The 24,325-nt window shown below is 28.1% G+C and carries 22 protein-coding genes; 14 read left to right on the forward strand and 8 right to left on the reverse strand.

Going from position 1 to position 24,325, the window contains the following annotated elements:
• Positions 1–12 precede the first annotated feature (12 nt).
• The 14 genes from JRV97_RS00630 (at position 13) to JRV97_RS00695 (ending at position 15,582) form a co-directional block, all read left to right on the forward strand.
• Positions 13–942: a carbohydrate ABC transporter permease gene (locus JRV97_RS00630; protein WP_280999246.1), complete on the forward strand. Its 930-nt coding sequence runs from the start codon at positions 13–15 to the stop codon at positions 940–942.
• On the forward strand, positions 939–1,757 hold the full coding sequence (locus JRV97_RS00635) for a carbohydrate ABC transporter permease (protein WP_280999248.1): 819 nt from the start codon (positions 939–941) through the stop codon (positions 1,755–1,757). The genes JRV97_RS00630 and JRV97_RS00635 overlap by 4 nt, the downstream gene beginning before the upstream one ends.
• Before the next feature lie 203 nt (positions 1,758–1,960).
• On the forward strand, positions 1,961–3,181 hold the full coding sequence (locus JRV97_RS00640) for an ABC transporter substrate-binding protein (RefSeq protein WP_280999250.1): 1,221 nt from the start codon (positions 1,961–1,963) through the stop codon (positions 3,179–3,181).
• A 57-nt stretch (positions 3,182–3,238) separates the two neighbouring features.
• On the forward strand, positions 3,239–4,114 hold the full coding sequence (locus tag JRV97_RS00645; protein WP_280999252.1) for a carbohydrate ABC transporter permease: 876 nt from the start codon (positions 3,239–3,241) through the stop codon (positions 4,112–4,114).
• Positions 4,111–4,947, forward strand: coding sequence for a carbohydrate ABC transporter permease (locus JRV97_RS00650; RefSeq protein WP_280999254.1), 837 nt, complete (start codon positions 4,111–4,113; stop codon positions 4,945–4,947). Before JRV97_RS00645 ends, JRV97_RS00650 begins: the two co-directional genes overlap by 4 nt.
• Before the next feature lie 12 nt (positions 4,948–4,959).
• On the forward strand, positions 4,960–6,801 hold the full coding sequence (locus JRV97_RS00655; RefSeq protein ID WP_280999256.1) for a beta-galactosidase: 1,842 nt from the start codon (positions 4,960–4,962) through the stop codon (positions 6,799–6,801).
• Positions 6,802–6,805: 4 nt separating this feature from the next.
• Positions 6,806–7,789, forward strand: a complete 984-nt coding sequence (locus JRV97_RS00660; protein WP_280999258.1) for a LacI family DNA-binding transcriptional regulator — start codon at positions 6,806–6,808, stop codon at positions 7,787–7,789.
• A 10-nt stretch (positions 7,790–7,799) separates the two neighbouring features.
• Positions 7,800–9,467 carry a glycoside hydrolase family 36 protein gene (locus tag JRV97_RS00665; RefSeq protein ID WP_280999260.1) on the forward strand — a complete coding sequence of 556 codons (1,668 nt, stop codon included), beginning with the start codon at positions 7,800–7,802 and terminating at the stop codon, positions 9,465–9,467.
• Positions 9,460–10,425, forward strand: a complete 966-nt coding sequence (gene galT, locus JRV97_RS00670; RefSeq protein ID WP_280999262.1) for a galactose-1-phosphate uridylyltransferase — start codon at positions 9,460–9,462, stop codon at positions 10,423–10,425. Before JRV97_RS00665 ends, galT begins: the two co-directional genes overlap by 8 nt.
• Positions 10,415–11,464, forward strand: coding sequence for a galactokinase (locus tag JRV97_RS00675; RefSeq protein ID WP_280999264.1), 1,050 nt, complete (start codon positions 10,415–10,417; stop codon positions 11,462–11,464). The genes galT and JRV97_RS00675 overlap by 11 nt, the downstream gene beginning before the upstream one ends.
• 281 nt (positions 11,465–11,745) lie before the next feature.
• Positions 11,746–13,260, forward strand: coding sequence for a sodium-dependent transporter (locus tag JRV97_RS00680; RefSeq protein WP_280999267.1), 1,515 nt, complete (start codon positions 11,746–11,748; stop codon positions 13,258–13,260).
• Positions 13,261–13,272: 12 nt separating this feature from the next.
• Positions 13,273–13,374 (forward strand): MetS family NSS transporter small subunit, encoded by a 102-nt coding sequence (locus JRV97_RS00685; RefSeq protein ID WP_280999269.1) that lies wholly within the window; start codon positions 13,273–13,275, stop codon positions 13,372–13,374.
• A gap of 83 nt (positions 13,375–13,457) precedes the next feature.
• Positions 13,458–14,366 (forward strand): aldose epimerase family protein, encoded by a 909-nt coding sequence (locus tag JRV97_RS00690; RefSeq protein WP_280999270.1) that lies wholly within the window; start codon positions 13,458–13,460, stop codon positions 14,364–14,366.
• A gap of 43 nt (positions 14,367–14,409) precedes the next feature.
• Positions 14,410–15,582: an iron-containing alcohol dehydrogenase gene (locus JRV97_RS00695; RefSeq protein WP_280999272.1), complete on the forward strand. Its 1,173-nt coding sequence runs from the start codon at positions 14,410–14,412 to the stop codon at positions 15,580–15,582.
• A gap of 14 nt (positions 15,583–15,596) precedes the next feature.
• Here JRV97_RS00695 and JRV97_RS00700 read toward each other — a convergent pair whose 3' ends face one another.
• Genes JRV97_RS00700 through JRV97_RS00735 form a run of 8 tightly spaced genes read right to left on the reverse strand, consistent with a single transcriptional unit; the run spans position 15,597 to position 24,325 of the window.
• Entirely contained in the window at positions 15,597–16,709 is a 1,113-nt protein-coding gene (locus JRV97_RS00700; RefSeq protein ID WP_280999274.1) for a TetR/AcrR family transcriptional regulator, read from the reverse strand.
• A 17-nt stretch (positions 16,710–16,726) separates the two neighbouring features.
• A complete protein-coding gene (locus JRV97_RS00705) occupies positions 16,727–18,427 on the reverse strand; it encodes an alpha/beta fold hydrolase (protein WP_280999276.1) in 1,701 nt (566 codons plus the stop codon).
• A gap of 1 nt (position 18,428) precedes the next feature.
• Positions 18,429–19,307, reverse strand: a complete 879-nt coding sequence (locus JRV97_RS00710) for a branched-chain amino acid ABC transporter permease (protein WP_280999278.1) — start codon at positions 19,305–19,307, stop codon at positions 18,429–18,431.
• Between the two features lie 5 nt (positions 19,308–19,312).
• On the reverse strand, positions 19,313–20,005 hold the full coding sequence (locus JRV97_RS00715) for an ABC transporter ATP-binding protein (protein WP_280999280.1): 693 nt from the start codon (positions 20,003–20,005) through the stop codon (positions 19,313–19,315).
• Positions 19,998–20,756 (reverse strand): ABC transporter ATP-binding protein, encoded by a 759-nt coding sequence (locus JRV97_RS00720; protein WP_280999282.1) that lies wholly within the window; start codon positions 20,754–20,756, stop codon positions 19,998–20,000. Before JRV97_RS00720 ends, JRV97_RS00715 begins: the two co-directional genes overlap by 8 nt.
• Before the next feature lie 51 nt (positions 20,757–20,807).
• Complete coding sequence (locus JRV97_RS00725) at positions 20,808–21,980, reverse strand: ABC transporter substrate-binding protein (RefSeq protein WP_280999284.1); 1,173 nt, start codon at positions 21,978–21,980, stop codon at positions 20,808–20,810.
• Between the two features lie 13 nt (positions 21,981–21,993).
• On the reverse strand, positions 21,994–23,307 hold the full coding sequence (locus tag JRV97_RS00730; protein WP_280999285.1) for an acetyl-CoA hydrolase/transferase family protein: 1,314 nt from the start codon (positions 23,305–23,307) through the stop codon (positions 21,994–21,996).
• Positions 23,308–23,311: 4 nt separating this feature from the next.
• Positions 23,312–24,325 carry a 3-oxoacyl-ACP synthase gene (locus JRV97_RS00735; protein ID WP_280999287.1) on the reverse strand — a complete coding sequence of 338 codons (1,014 nt, stop codon included), beginning with the start codon at positions 24,323–24,325 and terminating at the stop codon, positions 23,312–23,314.

Raw genomic sequence — 24,325 nt, forward strand, 5'->3', positions numbered from 1 at the left:
GGTGGTGATTGAATGAGTGTTCAAAGAAGAAAGTCTAAAATAGGATTTTTCATAATTCTACCATCATTAATTTTAATTGGTATTTTTGTATATTATTTTATTTTTTGGACTATTAGAACCTCATTTTCAGATTGGAATAGTTTTAGCAAATTATTAAGAGGTATATATAATTTCGTAGGATTTAGAAATTATCAAAGAATATTTCTAGATCAGAGATTTCAAACCGACTTATGGAATACATTATTTTTTACATTATTTTTCATAGCAGGATCCATTGGATTAGGATTATTTTTAGCAAATATAATTGATAAGGGACTAAAAGGTTCTAGGTTTTTTCAAAGTTTATTTTTATTTCCAATGGCAATTGCATTTGTAGTAACTGGAACTGTATGGAGTTGGATATTTGCTCCAGGAAATATTCCTAAAGATCCACAAGGTATAAATTTATTATTTAAAAATATAGGGTTAGAAAAATTACAATGGTTATGGTATACAAGCTCGGAAAGTATTGGCCATTTTAATTTAGCACTAATTCCTGTCATCATTGCTGCTATTTGGCAAATGTCAGGATATATTATGGCTATGTATTTAGCTGGTTTAAAAGCCATCCCAAACGAAATTCTAGAAGCAGCTAGGGTTGATGGAGCTAATGAAAGATATATTTTTTGGAAAATAAAAATGCCATTATTAAAACCTATTACTTTAAGTACAATGATAGTTCTTGGACACGTTTCATTAAAAATATTTGATTTAATATATGCTATGACTGGAAGTGGTCCAAATAATGTTACTGATGTCCCAGCTATTTATATGTTTGAATTAACCTTTAGATCTAACAGATACGCATTAGGTTCTGCAATATCAGTTATTATGCTGTTAATGGTTGCAGTAATAATTATTCCATATCTATATTCTTCCCTTAGAAAGGGAGTGAGTTCATGACAAAAACTAAAGTTATTATATATTATATTATTTTAATAATAATATCATTATTTTTTATCACTCCTTTTTATGTAACTCTTATTACTAGTTTTAAACCTTTAAGTGAAATTTCAATAGCAAATATGTGGAATTTCCCAAAACATTTTTCTTTAGAGGGTTTTTTAGGCGCATATAAAAAGTTAGCTCCAAATATGAAAAACAGTTTTTATTTAACAATACCAGCAACTATTATTTCTGCAATTTTAGGCTCTATAAATGGGTTTGCATTATCAAAATTAAGATTCAAATATTCAAATTTAGTATTTGCATTAATCTTATTTGGTATGTTCATACCATATCAAAGTGTATTATTCCCATTAATCCAATTTTTTCAAAAAATTGGATTATATGGAACTATTCCGGCATTAATTATAATTCACGTAATATATGGAATTCCAATAACAACATTAATGTTCAAAAATTATTATGAAGAAATTCCTGATGAATTAATCGAAGCTGCATCAATTGATGGCGCTAATCTATACAATATTTATACAAAAGTACTTCTTCCTATTTCAATTCCTGGTTTTGTTGTTGTTGCAATTTGGCAATTCACGAATATTTGGAATGAATTTTTATTTGCAGTTACTGTTACTAATAATCCAGCAAAACAACCTATAACAGTAGCTCTTGTAAATCTTGCTGGAAGTCAAGTTGTTGAATGGAATATACAAATGGCAGGAGCATTAATTGCAGCATTACCAACATTAATTGTATATGTTGCTTTAGGTAAATATTTCATTAGAGGTCTTCTTGCTGGATCAGTTAAAGGATAATTACAACACCTTCATTTTTGAAGGTGTTTTTTATTAAATTATTCAAATTTTTTCGATTTTATTACTTAAATATTATTAATCGCTTATAATACCAAATAATTAATTATTATTATATTTTGATATTTATGTTAAATATGTTTTAATATTATCGGTAACGTTATCGGTAACCTTTACGATACCCAAAAATTTATGGAGGTGTAATTATGAAGAGGGGATTATTAGTATTATTAGTTGTTATTTTGGCTTTTAGTGCTTTTGCTAAAACTAAAATAGTTATAAACAGTAACGCATCAGATCCTGCTCCAAGAGAAGCATTTAAACATGTTGTTGATATGTTTCAAGAAAAATACCCAGATTATGAAGTAGTAGTAAACACATTCCCACACGAAGACTTCAAAACATTATTAAGAACATGGTTAAACTCAAAAGAAGCTCCTGATGTAGTTACATGGTTCGCTGGCGAAAGAATGAGATACTTTGCAGAAAAAGGATTATTATTACCATTAGATGATATATTTTCTGATAAGCCATTTGAAGCATATTTCCCAGCTTCATTCAAAAGCGCATCTGAATATGATGGAAAAATTTATTTCTTACCATTTACTTGGTACTGGTGGAGTGTATATTATAACACAGAAGTATTTAAAAAATATAGTTTAACTCCTCCAGTTACATGGTCACAATTCTTACATGTTTGTGAAGTATTAAAAGAAAATGGTGTTACACCAATTACTATTGGTACAAAATACTTATGGCCAACTGGTGGTTGGTTTGATTACTTAGATATGAGAGTTAATGGTTATAAGTTCCATATGGATTTAACAGCAGGTAAAATACCTTATACTGATGCAAGAGTAAAGAAAGTATTTGAATATTGGAAACAATTAGTAGATAATGGTTATTTCTTAGCTAATCATTCATCATACACATGGCAAGATGCTGCAAGTTTCTTATTTAGAGGAGAAGCAGGAATGTACTTAATGGGTCAATTCATTAAAGACGTTGCTCCTGCAGAAGTTAAAGATAAATTAGATTTCTTTAGATTCCCAATAATTGATGGTAATGTTGGCGTTTATGAAGAAACTCCTATTGACGGATTTATGGTTCCTGCAAAGGCAAAAAATCCGGAAGGAGCAAAAGTATTTATTAAATTCTTAGCTTCAAAAGAAGTACAAGATATGTATTCAAAAGAATTAGGAAGATTAGCAGCTAATAAATATGTAACTCCTCCAGATGCACATGCTCAAAAAGGTTTAGATTTAGTATTAGCTTCAGATGGCGTTGCTCAATTCTATGACAGAGATACAGATCCAGAAATGGCAACATTTGGTATGAATAAATTCGTTGAATTTATGACATTCCCACAAAGATTAGATATTCTTTTAAAACAAATGGAATTTCAAAGAAGAAAAATTTTTAAATGATTTTAAGGAGGGGTTTCCCCTCCTTTTTTAAAAAAATTAGTTAAAGGTGGTTTTATTATGAAGAAAAAATGGTGGATCCCTTATGCTTTTCTTGCATTACCATTAACTATGTATTTAATATGGGTAATTATTCCAATTTTTCAAACAGTTATTATAAGTTTTACCGATTGGGATAGCGTTTCTCCTTCATATAATTTTATCGGTTTAGAAAATTATAAAATGCTCTTTTATGATTATTATTTTTTAACTTCCTTATTAAATAATATAAAATGGATGGTTGGCTTTGTAATAGTTGCAATCCCTATAGGATTAGGAATTGCTATGCTTATGGATCAAAAGTTTAAAGGAAATAAATTCTTTAAAACTATGATGTATTTACCAATGACATTATCTTTTGTAGTTATTGGAGAAATCTGGACCTGGATACTTGAACCTAATCATGGAGTTATAAATGAATTTTTAAGAGGAATAGGATTAGGCAATTTAGCCAAGCCTTGGTTAAGTGATCCTAATTTAGTAACATATGCATTAATTTTTGCCGCATTATGGAGACAAATTTCATATGCAATGGTATTATTTTTGGCTGGACTTCAAAGTGTACCTACTGAGCAAGTCGAAGCTGCTTACGTGGATGGTGCAAATAGTTGGCAAAGATTTTGGTATGTTATATTACCAGCTTTAAGACCCGCTATGGTAATAGCTATAACTGTGAATATAATTGACTCGTTAAGAGCTTTTGATATTGTGTTTGTTATTACAAGAGGAGGACCATTCTATTCTTCAAGTGTTATGGCAAATTATATGTATATAGAATCATTTAATAATTATAATATGGGATATGGTGCTTCTATTGCTGTTATACAATTCTTTATCACATTAGGATTTATCATTTGGTACTTGATTAATTCCTTTAAAAAGGAGGACAATTTATGACAAAAACTGCAATATATAAAAAATATTTATTTTACATATTATCAACAATAATTGTAATAATATGGCTTATCCCTTTTGTGATAGCCGTATTGACTTCTTTTAAAACTATGGATGAAATTTCTTTCGGAGCTAATTGGTTTAGGCTACCAAAAAAATGGTCTTTAGAAGGATATATTACTGCTTGGAAAAATGCTCACATATATACATACTATTTAAATACATTTTTAATTGCTGCTGTTTCTACCCTTGGCGCATTATTTTTATCAAGCTTGGGAGCATATGCTTTAAGTTGGTATGACTTCAAATTAAGAAAACCTATATTAATTACTTTTGTAGCTGGTATGCTTATACCTTTTCAAATGCTATTAATTCCAGTATATAAATTTTCTGTAAATACTGGATTATATGATACATATCCAGGATTAATACTATTCCATATAGCATTTCAGTTGGGTTTTTGTACTTTCTTTTTAAGAAATTTCATGGTAACTATTCCAAAAAGTATATTTGAAGCAGCAAAAATTGATGGTGCAAATGATTTTAAAATATACTACAGTATTATGCTTCCATTAATTAAACCAGCAATTGCTGCTTTAGGAATTTTAGAATTCACATGGATTTGGAATGACTATTTATGGGCTTTAATATTAATTCAAAGTGATACTAAAAAACCTATAACTCTTGGTTTAACTACATTACAAGGGCAATGGGTAACTAGTTGGAATGTTATTGCTGCTGCATCAATATTAGCTGCAATTGTTCCTATAATTGTATTCTTAATGTTCCAAAAATACTTTATTCAAGGTTTAACTATGGGAAGTGTAAAAGGTTAGGGAGGCAATAATATGAAAATATATGGTGCTGATTATTATCCCGAACATTGGCCTGAAGCTGATTGGGAAAAACATATTAAAATAATGAAAGAATTTGAGATTGAATGGTTAAGAATAGGAGAGTTTTCTTGGGCTTTTTTAGAACCAAAAGAGGGAGAATTCAATTTCGATCTTTTTGATAAAGCTATACCTATGTTAAAAAAGGAAGGATTTAAATTAATTTTAGGAACACCTACTCCAACACCACCTGCTTGGTTAATAAAAAAATATCCTGATATACTTCCAGTTGATGAAAATGGTCATGTCAGAGAATTTGGAAGCAGAAGGCATTACTGTGTTGATAATGAACATTTTATTTTTCATTCTCTTAGAATAACAGAAAAGTTTGTTGAAAGATATCATCAATATGCCGATATGTGGCAAATCGATAATGAATTTGGATGTCATGAAACAACTTATTGCTATAATGAGGAAACTAGAAAATCATTTATTAATTGGTTAAAAGAAAAATATAATACTTTAGAAAATTTAAATTATAATTGGGGTGGTGCGTTCTGGAGTCAATTATATTATGATTGGGATGAAATAACAATTCCTAAAAACACTCCAACATTTAAAAACCCACATCAAATGTTAGATTTTCATAAATTTTCTTCTGATAATGTAATTAAATACTCAAAAATGCACAAAGAAATTATTAGAAAGCATTCAGAAAAACCTATAACTCATAATTTAATGGTAGATTTCTTTGATATTGACTACTTTAAATATGCAAAAGATTTAGATATTGTATCTTGGGATAATTATATTCCTACAAAAGAATATGATTTTTATCATCAAAGTGCAAACCATGATTTAATGAGATCATTGAAAAAAATACCATATTTTGTAATGGAACAACAACCCGGTAGAGTAAATTGGAGAACAATAAACGACCAATATGCTCCTGAATATATTGAATTTTGGACTAAACAATCCTATTTACATGGAGCTGATGGAAGTATAGTTTTTAGATTTAGAGAACTACCATATGGCGCAGAACAATATCATGGAGCTTTAGTAGAATACTCAGGAAATCCAACAGAAAGACTGATATATTATAAAAAATCTAAAAAAGAAACTCCTGATCATATAATTCCCAAAAAAGAAGTAGCAATATATTTTTCATATGAAAATGCCTGGATTCACAGAATTAATCATTTAAACACAACATTCAATTATTGGAATGCTATTGTTGAAATATATAAAGCAATTAAGATGTTTGGATATAATGTTGATTTTGTATATGGCGAAGATAAAATAGATGATTATGAATTAGTAGTTGTGCCATATGCAATGAATATAGACAATGAATTTTTAAATTCTTTAATAAATTATAATGGAAAAATTATAATGACAGCTATGAGTGGAATTAAAGATGAAAGAAATTGGATTAACAAAGAAAAGTATATTGATTTATTTAATGAATTTGGAATAAAAATTGATGATTTTTCTGGAGAAAAAAATGTTGAAATTCTATATAACAATAATATATTAAATGGAGAATTTTGGGCGGATAAAATAGTTGTAAAAGATGCTGAAATAATTTCTGTGTTAAATAATACAGCTTTTAAAAACAATCCTATTATTACTAAAAAAGGAAATAACACATATATTGGTACGGTTTTAAATTATCTTGATTTTTCTCATGTTCTTTCTTTAGCATTATCTCCTAAAGTTTTAGGACAAGATATTTTAATTACAAATACAAATGATGGTATAATAATTTTAAATGCCAAAAGCTCAAAAAACACAATATACATTAATAACAAAAAGATTGAAATGGAGGCATTTGAAATTATAAAAAAGGGATGATTATATGAAAAAAAATTATGTAACAATAAAAGATATTGCAGCTGCTGCTGGTGTTTCAATCAACACAGTATCTAGAGCATTAAATGATAAACCAGACATTAATATTAAAACAAAAAGAAAAGTTTTAGAAATAGCTAAAGAAATGGGATATGTAAAAAATGTAACCGCTAGTTCTTTAAGAAATAGAAAAACAAAAACTATTGGTGTAATATTTGAAGATAGTTCAAACCCTTTCTTTGCAGAGGTTTTAAAGGGTATAGAAAAAGGTTCTAGAGAAAAAAACTATAATATTATCTTAATGAACACCGAAAAAAAATATGATTTAGAAAGAAAGGCTATTAAGTTATTATTGGAAAAAAGAGTTGACGGATTAATTATTACTCCTACACAAGAAAAATCTGAAGATATTAAAGAATTAATAAAAATAAATATCCCTTTTGTTGTGGTAGGAGTAAACTTTGAAAATATTGATATTGATGAAATATATTCAGATGATTATTATGGTGGTTATTTAGCTGGAAAATATTTAATAGAAAATGGAAGAAAAAAGTTTATTATGCTAAACGGATTTAGCTATAAATCTGTAGCTAAAGAAAGGTATTTGGGTTTTAAAAAAGCGTTAGATGAATACAATATAAAAGACTTTACTGTATATGAATTAGAAGAAGGATTAGAAAATGCTTATTTAAAAATTAAAGAATTAATAGAAAAAAATATTTTCTTTGATGGATTATTTTGTTATAATGACATTTTCGCATTTGGAGCAATAAAAGCATTATATGAGAATAATATAAAAATCCCAGATAAAGTTAATGTAGTAGGTTTCGATGACATTGCGTTTGCAAACGTACTTAACTTAACTACAATAAGAATTAATAAAGAAAAACTTGGATATGACGCATTTCATAGATTATATAAAAAAATAAAAGGCGATAAAAATAGAATAAAGGAAAAATTAGGTGTTGAGTTAATAATTAGAAATACTTAGGAGGTACTATATGAATATATTAAATAATTATTTTGATGGTGAATATTTGGAATTTAATAAAGATAATTATAGCATTAAATTAAAAATAGAAAAAATACCTGAAGGATATATTATTAGAGGAAAAGTGAAAGGGAAATTAGGTAAAATAGATATTTTTGATGATTTTGCCGATGAAGATTTGTTTATTAACAATTGGCAAAGTTGGAGTCCGACAAAAAAAATAAAGGTTTTGAATTATAAATATAATATTCCTGATGATTGGAAAAAAACTGCTAAATATAGTGCTCATCCTATGCCAGAGTATTTAGAAAATAATATTATTTCAGACTATTTTATTGCTAAAAAAAATAAAGTATATGGATTTTTAACTTCAAAAATTGCTCATCCTTTTTTTGAAGTTAAAGATAATAAAATTATTGCATGCTTAGAATATTTCGAGAAAAATGCTGATGAGTATATTGATATAGAACCATTAATAATTTTAGAAAATAATGAAATGGAAAAATTATTAGAAATTTATGCTGATTACGTTAAATTCGAAAATAATCCAAAATTTTCAAAATGGAACCCTGTTGGTTGGTCTTCTTGGTATCATTACTATGAAGAACTAACTTGGCAAGATACTTTAAAAAATTTAGAATTATCAAAAGAATATAATTATGAAGTATTTCAATTAGATGATTCATGGCAAAAAGATATTGGTGATTGGATTCCTAAAGATTCATTTCCAGGTTTTGATATAATTGCTAATAAAATTAAAGAATATGGCTATATTCCGGGATTATGGTTAGCTCCTTTTAGTGTATCAGAAATTTCTGAAGTGTTTTTAAAACATAAGGATTGGTTAGTAAAAGATGAAAATGGAGAACCTAAGGTTGCTTATATAAATTGGAGAAAAAACATATACGCATTAGACACTACTCATCCTGAAGCACAAGAACATTTAAAAAATATTTTTTTAAATATGAGAAATAATGGAATTCATTATTTTAAAACAGACTTCTTATTTGCTGGTGCAATTCCAGGAAAAAGATATGTAGAGGTTACTCCTATTGAAGCATATAATATTGGAATGAAAATAATCAGAGAAGCCATTGGTGAAGATTTTATATTGGGATGTGGCGCTCCTATTTTACCATCAATAGGATATGTTGATGGGATGAGAATTAGTGCTGACACTGCCCCATTTTATAAGCCAAACGATCTTGATTTTGTTTATCCAAATGCTTATTATGCATTAAGAAACGTTATTACTAGATATTTCATGAATGGAAAATGGTGGTGGAATGATCCAGATTGTTTGATTTTAAGAACTGAAGATACTGAATTAAACGATAAAATTATTGAAATGTATTCCTATGTATCTGGCTTATTAAATAATATGATTCTACAAAGTGATGATTTATCAAAAACTATTAAAAAAGATGTATATTTTAATTCATTAAAATTAAGAGGCGGAATACCTCATGTTAAAGGACTAATGAATGATAATTATTCATTTGAAATTGAAGCTTTTAATACTAATATTGGTAATGTAAAAATGCATGTTGACTTAGAAAAAATCAATTTTAAATTAGAATATGATGAGGACTATCCACAATTAAATAAAAATACTGTATTAAGAGAAGAAGATAATAGATTATTTCACTATTATGAGGAGAGGGATAACAATGCTTGAAAGACGATTTAATCCTATTACTGGAGAATGGGTTATGATTTCTTCCTCCAGGCAAAAAAGACCTAATTTACCCAAAGATAGTTGTCCTATTTGTCCAGGAGTATTAGAACTACCTGGAGAATATGATTTGGTAAGTTTTGAAAATAGATTTCCCGCTTTAAAAAAGGATGCTCCAAATGTTGAAAATAATAGCAATGTATTAATTAAAGATAAATCTCAAGGAATTTGTGAAGTTGTGGTATATACTGAAAAACATAATTCAGAGTTATCTTATATGCCTATATATCAAATAGAAAAATTAATTAATATGTGGGCTGATAGAACTAAAGAATTATCTTCATATGAATTTATAAAATATGTATTTATTTTTGAAAATAAAGGCAAAGAAGTTGGTGCAACTTTACCTCATCCTCATGGTCAATTATATGCATTTCCATTTTTGCCTCCTAGAATTCAACTAAAAATAGAATCATTGGAAAAATGGTATAGTGAAAAAAACTCTTGTGCAATATGTGATATTGTAAAGGAAGAAAAAGAACAAAATGAAAGAATTGTATATGAAACAGAAAATATTATTGCTTTAGTTCCGTTTTATGCTAGATATCCATATGAGGTGCATGTATACCCTAAAAGACATGTAGAAACAATATATGAATTATCAAATAAAGAGAAAAAAGAATTTGCTGAAGTGTTAAGAGTAATAACAAATAAATATAATGGTTTGTTTAATATGCCATTTCCATATATGATGATGTTTTTCCAAAAACCTTTTAATATCAATAAGACTACTCATTTCTTCCATTTTCATGTGGAGTTTATTTCTCCAATGAGGGGCCCAAATTTAATTAAATGGGTAGCAAGTGTTGAAAGTGGAACTTGGGCATTTATTAACCCTATCGAACCTGAACAAGCTGCTAAACAATTAAGGGATGTTGAGGTGAAACTTGATGAAATATAGAGCTCCCGGTCGTATAAACATAATAGGAGAACATACAGATTACAATGATGGGTATGTTTTGCCATTTGCAATTGATAAACATATCTATTTAGATATAAAAAATTCTGATAAATTCACTTTTTCTTCAAAAAATTCCAATGAAAAAATTTCTTTAAATAATTTACAAAAAACAAATACTTGGGCTGATTATATAATAGGTGTTATATTAGAATTAGAAAAAAAAGTTGGTAAAATACCTCCCTTTTCATTTAATATACATTCTAATCTTCCAATAGGAGCTGGACTTTCTAGTTCAGCTGCTTTGGAAGTTGTTTCTGCTTATGCATTAAATGATATTTTAAATTTAAATTTATCTTTAGAAGAATTAGCATTAATTGGATGGAATGCAGAAAATAAATTTATAGGTTTAAATTGTGGAATTATGGATCAATATGCAAGCGCTTTATCTAAAGAAAATCATGCTTTATTCATTGACACTTTTACAAAAAAACATGAATTAATTCCATTAAACTTGAAAGATTACAATTTCTATATTATAAATTCTGGCGTTAAACATGAATTAGGAAATTCTGAGTATAATATTAGAAAAAAACAATGTGATGAAGCATTAAAAGCATTAGGAAAAAATTCTTTTAGAGAAATAACTTATGATGATTTAGAAAAATTAGAAGGAATCAGTTATAAAAGAGCAAAACATGTTTTAGATGAAAACAATAGAGTTTTAAAAACGATTGAAGCCTTAAAAAATGATAATATTGAATTAATTGGAGAATATTTATTTGAATCACACGAAAGTTTAAAAAATTTATATGAAGTTTCATGTGAAGAAATAGATTATATAATTGATAATTTAAAAAATAAGGTTACTGGAGCACGTATTGTTGGTGGAGGATTTGGAGGTTCAGTATTGGTTTTATCTAAAGACGATGAATTCGAAAAAGTTATAGACAATTTAAAATATGAATATAATAAAAAATATTCAATAGAAATAGAATATTTCAAAGTTAAAAATTCAAATGGAGTTGAAAAATACATTTAAAAAACGGCAACCACTTTAAGGTTGCCGTTAATTTTATGGCACGAAAATTCATATTCTGCGAAGTAAAATTTTTTTACTATTATTATTAATATTAAATATATGATTTTTTTCACTTAAAATAAAAAGTATTGACTTTAGAGTCATTTTATGGTATTATATAATTTGATTAACGTGTATGAAATATTTTTCACACTATTTGTCATATAATGATGTCAAAAGTAATATATATTATAATAGAGAAATATTTTTTATAAAATTTTAACATGAGAGGAGTGATATTCGTGGCAAGGCAAAAGTGGGGTTCAAGGTGGGCTTTTGTTTTAGCAGCTATAGGTTCAGCTGCTGGATTAGGTAACGCATGGCGTTTCCCTTATATGGCATATCAAAACGGTGGAGGAGCTTTCTACATTCCTTATTTTGTAGCATTATTCATTGCGGGTATTCCCATCTTAATGGCCGAATTTGCTATTGGTCAAGGATTCCAATCAAGTGCTCCAAAAGCATTAGGAAAAGTTTCTAAAAATGCTGAATTTATTGGTTGGTGGGCTGTTATTACAGGTTCTATTATTACATTTTATTATAATGTAATTATGGCTTGGATCTTCAATTACTTATATCATTCATTAGGTGTTGCTTGGAAAAATGATCCTAAGGGATTTTTCTTTGGAGATTTCTTAAAATTAACTGATGGGCCTGGACAATTAGGCGGATTAAGATGGCCTATTGTTATTGGATTATTAATCTCATGGTTATGGATATATATGATTTTAAGAAAAGGTACAGAATCTGTTGGAAAAACTGTTATGTGGACTGTACCATTGCCTGTAGTTTTATTGCTATTATTGGGTATTAGAGGAATAACATTACCAGGTGCTGCAACAGGTTTAAATTATTTATTCCAACCAAATTTTGCTAAATTAGCTGATGCAAGAGTTTGGGCTAATGCATTTGGTCAGATTTTCTTTTCATTAAGTGTTGCTTTCGGTATCATGATTGCATATGGAAGTTATAATAGCAAAAAAAATGATGTCGCTAATAATGCAATCATCACTGCATTAGGAAATTCTGCTACATCTTTCTTAGCCGGTATAGCTGTTTTCTCAGTATTAGGATATATGGCTCAACAAATGAACGTTCAGGTAAATGAAGTTGTTAGTGGTGGTGTAGGATTAGCATTTGTTGTTTATCCACAAGCAATATCATTAATTCCAGGTGGTCCTATTGTACAATCAATTATAGGCTTGGCATTTTTCATTATGTTGCTGACACTTGGTATTGATTCTGCTTTTTCATTAGTAGAAGCAATCGAAGCTGCTGCTGGTGACAAATTTAAAGTTAACAAAAAATCTTTCTTAATTGGATTTTCAATATTAGGATTTATTTTTGGTTTATTATTTGCTACACAGGGTGGTTTATACTGGTTAGATATAATAGATCATTTTATGGGGACATATGCATTATTAGTTGTTGGTATTCTTGAATCAATTGTAATCGGATGGATATTTGGTGCAGATAGATTAAGAAAATACATAAATTCAGTATCAGAAATAAAAATTGGCGGATGGTTTGATCTTTCACTAAAATTTGTTATTCCTATTGTATTGATCATAATTTTAGGACTTAATATATTTGATGAAATCAAAAATCCATATGGTGGCTATCCAGCATGGGCATTGGCAACAGGATTTATCGTATTTATATTGGTACCTATTTTGGCAATTATATTTGCTAAAATGCCATCTAAAGACGAGAAGTATAGTGTCCAGGTTACAGAAATTACTTTAGAAGAAGAGTAAGGGGGCAGAAATATGACAGGAAGTGCTATATTTTTTATGATTTTTGCCGGTGTTGTTTTATTTGGTGGTTTAGGTTGGTCTTTAAACATAGCAGCTAAAGCTAATAAAAAATAATCTTATAAAATAATTTTAAGTGCAACGTTTTATAACGTTGCACTTTTTTGTTATAATCTAATAAAAAGAAAGGAGATTCCTTTATGAAATATTATAACTTAAAGTCATTATATATTGAAAATGAGTATATCAAAGTGGATGTTATACCAGAACTAGGTGCAAAAATTGCATCCATATATTATAAACCACAAAAATTTGAGGTTTTATTCCAGCCGCCAAAAAAAAGGTACAAAATTGCAAGATATGGTGATTCTTTTGAAAAATATGATACTTCTGGAATTGATGAAATGTTTCCAAATATAGATGAAGGCATTTATCCTTTTGAAGAATTTTATGGCAAAAAACTGCCTGATCATGGTGAATTATGGAGTATTCCGTGGAAATGTAAAAAAATACATAATAGTATATTTTGTGAAGTTAAAAGCCCTAAATTTAATTATATTTTTAAGAGAACTATTGAATTAAATAATAATAGTATTACATTCAATTACTCAGTAAAAAATCTAAACAATCATTTATTTAGAGGATTTTGGGCATTTCATGGACTACTTGCAATAGACAATAATAGCGAAATTATTTTAGATGGTATAAATAAAGTACTAAACATAAAAAAAGATAGTAAATATTTAGGAAATGGAGAAAACATTTGTGATTACCCCATATATAATAATTATTATCTAAACAAATTTTTACCTGTTGAATCTAAAAATACGGAAAAATTTTATTTATTAGATAAAATTGACTCTGCAGAAGTTACTTTAAATAATAATAAATTGTTATACGAAATTTATTTTAAAGATATTCCTTATGTTGGAGTATGGAAAAATGAAGGTGGTTTTAAAGGTGAATATAATTGTGCAATAGAACCATGTAATGGTTTCTATGACTCGCTTGAAATAGCCAAAAAACATGGAAAATACTTAACTTTTGAGCCAAATGAAGAAAAAAATTGGTGTCTAACCATAACACTTAAAAATTTTTTTAATTTATGATATAATATAATTAGGAAAACTAATTATATAAGGGGGTGTTTGAATGAAAAATTTTGTTTTTCATAATCCAACAAAATTAATCTTTGGAGAAAATACCATAAAAGAAATTGGTAAAGAAATTAAAAATCATGGTATTAAAAAAATTTTATTGCACTATGGTGGAGGTTCAATAAAAAAGAATGGCGTTTATGATGTTGTAATTAATTCGCTTAAAGAAAATAACATAGAATGGATAGAAGTGTCTGGAGTTAAACCTAATCCCAGATTATCTAAAGTATATGAAGGTATTAAAATTGCTAAAGAAAACAATGTAGAAGGCATTTTAGCTGTAGGTGGTGGAAGTGTTATAGATTCTTCAAAAGCTATAGCTGGAGGATTTTATTATGATGGAGATATTTGGGATGCATATTCTGGGAAATATAATATAGAAAAAGCTTTACCTCTTTTCACTGTTTTAACTCTTTCAGCTACTGGTTCCGAAATGAACGGAAACTCTGTCATTACCAAAGAAGAAACTAAGCAAAAATGGGCAACTCATTCTAAGGCATTATATCCAAAAGTTTCTATTATAGATCCAACTGCACAATACACATTACCTACAAAACAAACTATAAATGGTGCTGTTGATGCGATAAGTCATGTAATGGAATATTATTTTGATGGAACTCCAGGAACAGAAATTCAATCACAAATAGCAGAAGGTATTATTAGAACAGTTATAAAAAGTACAGAAATTTTATTAAATAATCCTAAAGATTATGATGCTCGCTCTAATTTAGCTTGGAGTGCAACTTTAGCTTTAAATGGATTGTTGATGGCTGGATCTTCTGGAGGTGATTGGTCTAGCCACGGATTAGAACATTCTGTCTCTGCATTATTTGATATAGCTCATGGTGAAGGATTGGCTATTATATTCCCAGCATGGTTAGAATATGTAAAAAATGAAGATATTGATAAATTTGATAGATTTGCTAAAGAAATATTCAATATAGATACGGGAAATCCTTCTACAGATGCTAAACTTGGAATTGAAGCTTTAAAAGAATGGTATAAAAAAATAGGACAACCAATTTCATTAAAAGAAATAGGAGCTACAGAAAACGATATTGATAAATTAGTTGAAAATGCTGTTCAAAGAGCTCCAATGGGTAAGCTTAAAAAATTAGGCGAAAAAGAAATAAGAGACATATACCTTATAGCATTAAATAATAAATGACACCCATCAGGGTGTCATTTCAATATTCCACGGGATAAATATTCTGATAGTTTCATCAAAAAATCTTCTTTATTTTTTATAGTATTTTCAAATAAATACTCAATACCCGTATAATGTGAAATACCCATTAAAAACATCGCTGTCATTTCTTTATTATCATTTTTAATATTTTCTAAATTTTCTAAATATCCTTTTTTAAAATCTTCATAATATTTTTTTACTTCATCCTTAACGACAAATTCAGCTTCTCTTATTATCTCGTAATAGTTTCTATTTTTAGAAAAAAATTCTAAAAACAAATATATACCGACAATTTCTTTTTCCAATCTATTCAAATGTTCAGGTATATTCCTTGAAATGAAAAATCGCGTTTTACGACTTATTTGTTTTACAATCTCCCTTAAAAATTCTTCTTTGCTTGAAAAATAAATATAAAATGTCCCTACAGCAAGATTAACATAATTTGTTATCTCAAAAATTTTAACCTTATGAAATCCCTTTTTACTAAAAAGTTCTATGCCTGCTTCTATTAAAACTTGCTTTGTTGTTTTTTCTAATTCTTCACAATCCCTAATATTCAAATTAAATAAATTTTCTTTTACTTTTTCTTCAAAAATACCATTAAAAATCATGTCATAAAAATTTTTTTCTTCTAGATTGATCCATCCATATGATGACATAATCCCTAAAAATCTCAATCCACCTATTATATATATGTAATCTACTTCATTAATTTTTCTATCAAAAATTTTTTCTAATATGTCAATATATATATTTCTAAGTTTTTTTTCATATTTTGGAAATCGATATTGTCCTTCTCTAAAAATTGTCACAAGAGGTTTATATTTTATTGCTGCTTCAAATACTATATTGAAAAATGATTTTAGTTTTTCTTCTACAGTATTACCATAAAATTGATAAAATTCCTTTTCAAATACATCTAATAAATCTTTTAATAAAAACTCAAAAAGTTCTTGTTTATTTTTAAAATAATTATAAAATACGCCATTTGATAATTCAGCATTTCTACAAATTTCAGCTACGGAAACGGTATCATACCAGCGTTTTGAAAATAATTCAATTGCAGATTCAATAAGTTTTTCTTTTACATTTCTCTTTTTTTTCATAGCATCAACTCCAAAAATCAAAAATTTTTCATTATCTCCTTAAATAACTCAGGATCTTCAACAATTACAGAATGTCCTACATGTTCAATAATTTTTATTTCGCCTTTTAAATATCGAATAGTGTTTTTAGCCATTTCTTCAGTTATTAATAAATCCTTTTTACCCACAATGAATAAAACTTTATTCTTATAATTTTTTGCTAAATTTACATAATTAATTTTTTCTAATGCTCTTGCATTTCCTGTAAAACATTCTTCTTTCATTAATAATGCTTCATTAGTTAATTCATCGAGGAGTTTTTCATCTTTATTTTCTGGCATAATTCCATTTAAAGCTTGTTTTAATAATGTTTTATTACCTTTATACATTTCCAAAATAGGGTAATATTCCTCAGGTGTTTTTAATCCGTCAATTGGTGCTGAATCAATCAAAATCATTTTTTCGGATTTTTCTGGGTATCTAAAACTTAAAGATTGAGCAACTGCTCCTCCCAAAGAATGTCCTACTATAATAGCTTTTTCTATCTGTAATTTATCCATAAACATTTTCACATAATCTGCATATAAATCTATATCACATTTTTCTATTCTATCACTTCTACCAAAATTAGGTAAATCCATGGCATATGTATGATATCCTTCAATATCCATAACTTTTTGATACCAACGAGCAGATGCAAAATTTCCATGTATCATTATAACAGGTTTTCCATTACCATTCTCATAATAACAAATTTTCTTATTGTTAACTTCAATATATTTTTCCCCCATATTTTTTCGCCTCCATGCACTTTTTTTTATTTTAACATATGGTATCTCAAAATACTTATAAAATCCCATTAATAATCCGTAAAAAATACCTTTTGGAAAAAACAACACAAATATTATTAATAGTGTTCCAAAAATTAAAGACATTGGTATTGAAGATCTTGAAAATAAAAATGGTAATCCAGTTATAATGGTAGCGCCTATTAATCCCCCATGTATTGTAGAAATCCCTCCTATAATAATCATAGCTAATAAATTCAATGATGTGGATAAACCAAAATCAGATGGAGAAACATATCCTAATGTATGCGCATATAATGTTCCAGAAATTCCACCTAAAATAGCACTAATAACAAATGCATGAAGTTTTATATATGATATATTTATCCCATAGGCTTTAGAAGCCACTTCGCTTTCTCTTACCATTTTATATTTTATACCAATAGGTGAATTTACTATTTTTAAAGCAAAAAAAGTTAATATAACATAAAAAATTAAATTAATTATATACATTCCAAAGTCATTTTTAATTAATGATGGTATATTTCTTAATCCTATATGTCCACCCAGTGGTTCTATTGCACCTATTAATTGCTCAATTGCAATACCAAATGCCATTGTAGCAATTGCTAAGTAAAATCCTTTTAATCTCAGAGCTGGCAATCCTATTAACAATCCTAATATTGCTGATAATACTATAGAAATAAATAAATTTACAACAAAAGGCATATGAAAATTTAAAGTTAAATATGCTGTAGTATATGCACCAATTGCCATAAATGCTCCATGACCAATAGAAATTTGTCCAGCATATCCCGATATAATATTTAAACCTAATGCAGATATAGAAAATATTAAAATACTTGAAAAAATCAATAAAATAAATGGTTTAGATATAAATATTAAACCCAATATTACACCAAATAATAAAATATATAATGATTGCTTCATCTTAAACTCTCCCTTCAAAACCTTTAGAAAATATTCCAGAGGGCTTTACCACTAACATAATAATAATTAAAGCTAACACTATAGATAATTGAAAATCAGGAGAAATATACATACCAACTATTTTTTCAAGTATCCCTAAAATAATCCCACCAAAAATAGCTCCAAATAAACTAGAAAAACCACCTAAAACACCCGCAGTAAATCCATATAATTGCATATTAATCATCATATTAGGATGTATATATTCTTTAGGAGCTATTAAAATACCTACTAAAGCAGAGAGCATAATTCCTATACCCCACACTATGGAATCTATTTTGTTTATACTAATTCCTACTACACCAGCACCAATTTCATCTTGAGATCTTGCTCTTATTGCAGTTCCTAATTTAGTAAATTTCAAAAATAATGCCATTATAATAGCCACCGAAAGCGAAATAATTGTAATTCCCAAATCATTTATAGGCATAACTAATATATTTTCTCCTAAATGCATTATTAATGGTGGACCTGTAAATAATTCTGGAAAAGATTGATAATCAGTTCCCCAAATTAATACACTCAGTCCTTCAAATATCATCAATAATCCTAAAGTAACAATTAACATTCCACCATGAGATATATGTTTTATAGGTTTTAGTATTTTATCTATTAAATATCCAAGAAAAAATCCGAAAAATAATGCTGACAATATTGATATAATTAAACTATTAGTAATTGTATATATTGTAAATGCAAAAAATGTTGCTATCATTCCTGCATGTCCATGAGCAAAATTCATAACTCCCACACTTCTAAATATTAAAGCTATTCCAAAAGCCATTAGTCCATATAATGCTCCTTGTGGTATTCCTAAAATAATACTCTGTAATATCAACATTTACCTCACCTACCAAGATAAGCTTTTTTTATTTTTTCATCTTGAAGCATTTTTTTAGCATTGCCTGAATGTACTATTTTACCTGTTTCCAAAATATATGCTCTATCACTTATTTTTAAAGCTTTAATAGCATTTTGCTCAACTAACAAAATAGAAATTCCTTCTTTTTTTAATTCAATTAATACATTAAATATTTCATCAACTATAATAGGGGCTAAACCTAAAGAAGGCTCGTCAAGCATCAATATTTTGGGATCACTCATTAATGCTCTTCCAACAGCTAACATTTGTTGTTCTCCGCCAGATAATGAACCAGCAAATTGTTTTTTTCTATCTTTTAAAATTGGAAAAAGGTTATACACCTTTTCCAAATTATTTTTTTCATCTCCACGAATAAAACTTCCCATTTTCAAATTTTCTTCAACATTTAATCCTGGAAAAATCCTTCTATTTTCCGGGCAAAGTATAATACCCCTTTTTACTAATTTTTGAGTGTTTTCTTTAGAAATATCTTCCTCATTAAAAAATAATTCTCTTTTACTTTTTACTAATTTCAGAATTCCAAATAATGTTGATGTTTTACCGGCGCCATTAGCACCTAATATAGAAACTATTTCTCCTTTTTTTATTTCAAATGAAATACCTTTAACTGCATTTACATGACCATAATTAACTATCAAATTATTTATTTTAAGCATTCTCATTCTCCCCCAAATATACTTTTATTACTTCTTCATTATTAGCTATTTCATCAGGCGTTCCTTCTGCAATTTTTTCTCCAAAACTCATAACAGTTATTTTATCTGAAATGTTCATAACCAAACTCATATCATGCTCTACTAATAATATAGTAATTTCTCTTTTTTTATTAATTAATTTAAAGATATCTTCAATTTCGTTGGTTTCTTCAGTATTTAATCCTGCAGCTGGCTCATCAAATAAAATAATTTTCGGTTCTGAAACTATAGCTCGAGCTATTTCTATCCTTTTTAAAATACCATACGAAAGTTGCGTTGGATAAGAAGATAATCTATTTTTTATACCTAATAACTCAGCAATTCCAAGAATTTTATCCCTAATATCTTTTTCAAAACTTTTTGATTTCCCATTAATCAATTGAATAATATCTCCATTAAAATTATGTACAATACCAGAATATATGTTCTCATACACATTTAAAAAATTAAATAATTGCAAATTTTGAAATGTTCTTGTTATTCCTTTATATATTATTTCTTCAGGCTTAACTTTTAATAAATTTTTTCCTTGGAAAATTACTTCACCACTTACAGGTTTTACAACACCTGTTATTACATTAAATAATGTGGTTTTGCCAGCACCATTCGGACCAATTAATGAATGTATTTTCCCTTTCTCAATAGTCATGCTCATATTCTTTACTGCAGTTAAACCACCAAATTTAACTGTTACATTTTTTATTTCAAGCATTATTTCACCTCTTTTAATAAAGCGGGGGATACCCCCGCAAAATATCAATTATTATTTATCATAATAAATCCAATTTGTCATTTGTGTCCAAACACCTTTTCTAACTCTTAGTACATACATTGATTGCTTACCTAATCTACAAGTATTATCATTTGGATCATATGGTTTATATGTTATTTCATGAGCTAACATCCCAGACCATTTATTCATGCTTTCCAGCGCTTTCACTAAATTTTCTCTAGTTAAATCTTTACCTGCTCTTTGTAATCCTTCAACAAAAACTTCTGCTGCTATCATACCAGCAATAGCATATGCATTAGGCATTTGATTATAATATTTTTTATAAATTTGGAAAGGTTTTAAATCAGGTTTAGAAAAATCTACATTTACCCATGCCATAGCTTCTACACCTTCTGCAGCGTCTTTGGCTAAATATATATAAGAAGCATCTGAATTAGCGTAAGTTAATACATATTTTTGTCTTTTTAATCCATATTGTTTTGCCTGTTTTACAAAATTAACTGATTGAGGTATAAATAACATTACAGCAATTGCATCTGGTTGCTTTGCAATTAATTTAGTAATTTCTGTTGAGAAATCGTTAGCAGTTGGATTAATCGCAATAGTTTCTACAGGCTTCATTCCATATTTATCTTTTAATGTTTCTAGTGCAGATTTTAAAAATTCTTTACCGGCATCATCATTTCTATATACTATAGCTATTTTTTTTGATCTTTTTGTTTTGACTAAATAATTCATTACAATATTACCTTCCAAAGTATAATTCGGTTGAACTGGAAATATATATTTTTTAGGTGGTATAGCTAATAATGATGATCCACTAGCCTGATATACATATGGAACCTTTTTTTCGTTTACATAATCCATTACTGCTAAGTTTCCCGGAGTTCCTAATCCACCTACTAATGCAAAAACCTTATCATTTTCTATCATTCTTTTTACTTCAACTGTAGTTTTTGCAGGATTAAATTGGTCATCAGCAACTATCAAATTAATTTTTCTTCCATAAACTCCACCATTTTCATTAATGTAATTAAAATATGCATTCATGCCATTTGCAACACTTTGACCAATAACTGCAACTGGTCCAGACATAGCCTGAAATGTTCCTATCTTTATCTCTGTATCAGTAACTCCATCTTCTGCAAAAACAAAACTCATCATTAAAACAATACTTAAAACTACTAATAATACCTTTTTCATTCTAATACCCCCCTTATAAATATCCTAATTTTTTAGCTTCTTTTTTTAATTCATCTCTAAAATCCGGATGAGAAATATTTATCATTGCTTTTACCCTTTCTCTAAAACTTTTACCCCTTAAATGTGCAACTCCATATTCAGTTACCACATAATCCAAATCTTGCCTTGGAACAGTTACATAAGAACCTTGAGGTAACATAGGTACAATAGTTGAAATAGTACCTTTTTTAGCTGTAGATCTTAATGCTATAATACCTTTTCCATTCTTACTCATCACAGCACCTCTATGAGTATCCAATTGACCTCCTGTACCAGAATATTGTCTAGTACCAAGTGACTCCGAACATACTTGACCGCTTAAATCTATAGTAATAGCTGTATTAATACTTACCATATTATCATTTTTAGCTATAATATATGGATCATTGACATACCGTCCTCTCATAATCCATACTCCTGGATTGTTATTTAACCATTCATACATTCTTTTTGTCCCTAAAGCAAATGTACAAACAAATTTACCTTTCCAAAGTGTTTTTTTCATATTAGTTATTGCTCCAGATTCAAAAAGATCTATCATCGATTCTGTAAACATTTCAGTGTGAATTCCTAAATCCTTTTTATGATTTAATAGCTTTGCAACAGCATTAGGAATACCTCCTATTCCTATTTGTAATGTTGAACCATCATCTACTAATTCTGATATATATTGTGCAATTATTTTTTCTGTTTCAGTTGGTTCAACAATAGGTAATTCTGGTATATCCCATGAATTTTCCACAATGTAATTTGCTTGTGATATATGTACTTGAGTTTCACCATGTGTCCAGATAAATTTATCATTTACTTCTAAAATTACCATATCAGCATTTTCCAAAACATCAAGTTCATATACATTGGATATACCTAAATTAAAATAACCAGTTTTTTCATGCATTGGTGTAACTGTTCCCCAAAATATAACTATATTACCCTCTTCTTTTTCAGCCATTAATTTGTCAGTTCCTGCCATATGCAAATTATTCGGTATAAAATCAACTGTATTTAATCCCATTTTTTGCGCTTTTCTTGTAGGAGGACTTAAAAACCAGGAATGATTGTCATATACATCTTCATATTCTTCATTCATAAAAAAATCATATTCCTTCATATTCAAACAAGTAACTACTTTTAGTCTTTCAAAATGTTTTTTATACTTGTGCAAATTTTCTAATAATCCTTGTGCCTCTGCAGAAGCTAAACCAGTTATAATAGTTGCTCTTTTAGGCAAAGAAAGAATAACTTCTTCTATATTTTTTAACCTATTTTCATACATAGCTTTCCACATATTATCACCCCTTAAATTCTCCCCATTTTACAACTGCAGATGCCCAAACAAAACCTAAACCAGCACCTACCATTACTATATTGTTACCATCTTTAATTTTTCCAGATTTCAAACCTAATTCAATTGATAATATTTGATCATTTTGTCCAATATGACCATAATTTTCCAAATAAATAGATTGTTCTTCTCTTAATCCTAATTCTTCTAAAACAGCATAATGTGCAGAACGTTTAAAGTGCAATATTGCTAAATAATCAATATTCTTTCGAGATAGTTTGGATTTTTCTAAAGATTTATCAATTACATAATAAAAATTTGGCATTGTTTTTTCTTTTAGTTTTTCTTTAAAACTTTCAACATCTCTAACAACAAAATGCAATCTATTTACATCTTTTTCTTCCATTGGCCATTTTTTTGTTCCACCAACTTCTACTACACAATCTTCTGAAAAAGAACCATCACCTTTAAAAGCTGTACCTAGAATCACATTTTTATTATAATTTTTTCTTAAAACCATAGCAGCCCCACCTGCGCCAATATCAAACATAAAAGAGGTTTCTTTTACATTATAATTAATTAAATCCCCGTTTCTATAACCACTTACCAATAATACAGTATTCAAATCTTCATTAGCAATCATCATTGAGCGAGCAACTTCCATACCGCTCATCATAGAACCACACATTGCTTCCATATCAAATGACCAAGCATTTACTGCACCTATTTCATTTGCTACTTTTAAACCAGCTAACCAACATGGATAATCCTTATGTTGTCCACCATTCCATATTATTAAATCAATTTCTTCAGGATTTATATCAGCATTTTCTATTGCCTTTTCTGCTGCTTTTATACCCATATAACTTGTTGTATCATTAGGTCCTGGAATAGGTTTCTTTAAAACACCAAACTTTTCTTTAATAACCTCAATTGGTATTTTACTTTTTTCCGATATTTCTTCTGCTGTAATATAAGTTTCTGGTATATATGTTCCAATTCCCATTATTCCAACATTCAT

The sequence above is a fragment of the Marinitoga aeolica genome, from assembly GCF_029910535.1.
Classification (GTDB): Bacteria; Thermotogota; Thermotogae; order Petrotogales; family Petrotogaceae; genus Marinitoga; species Marinitoga aeolica.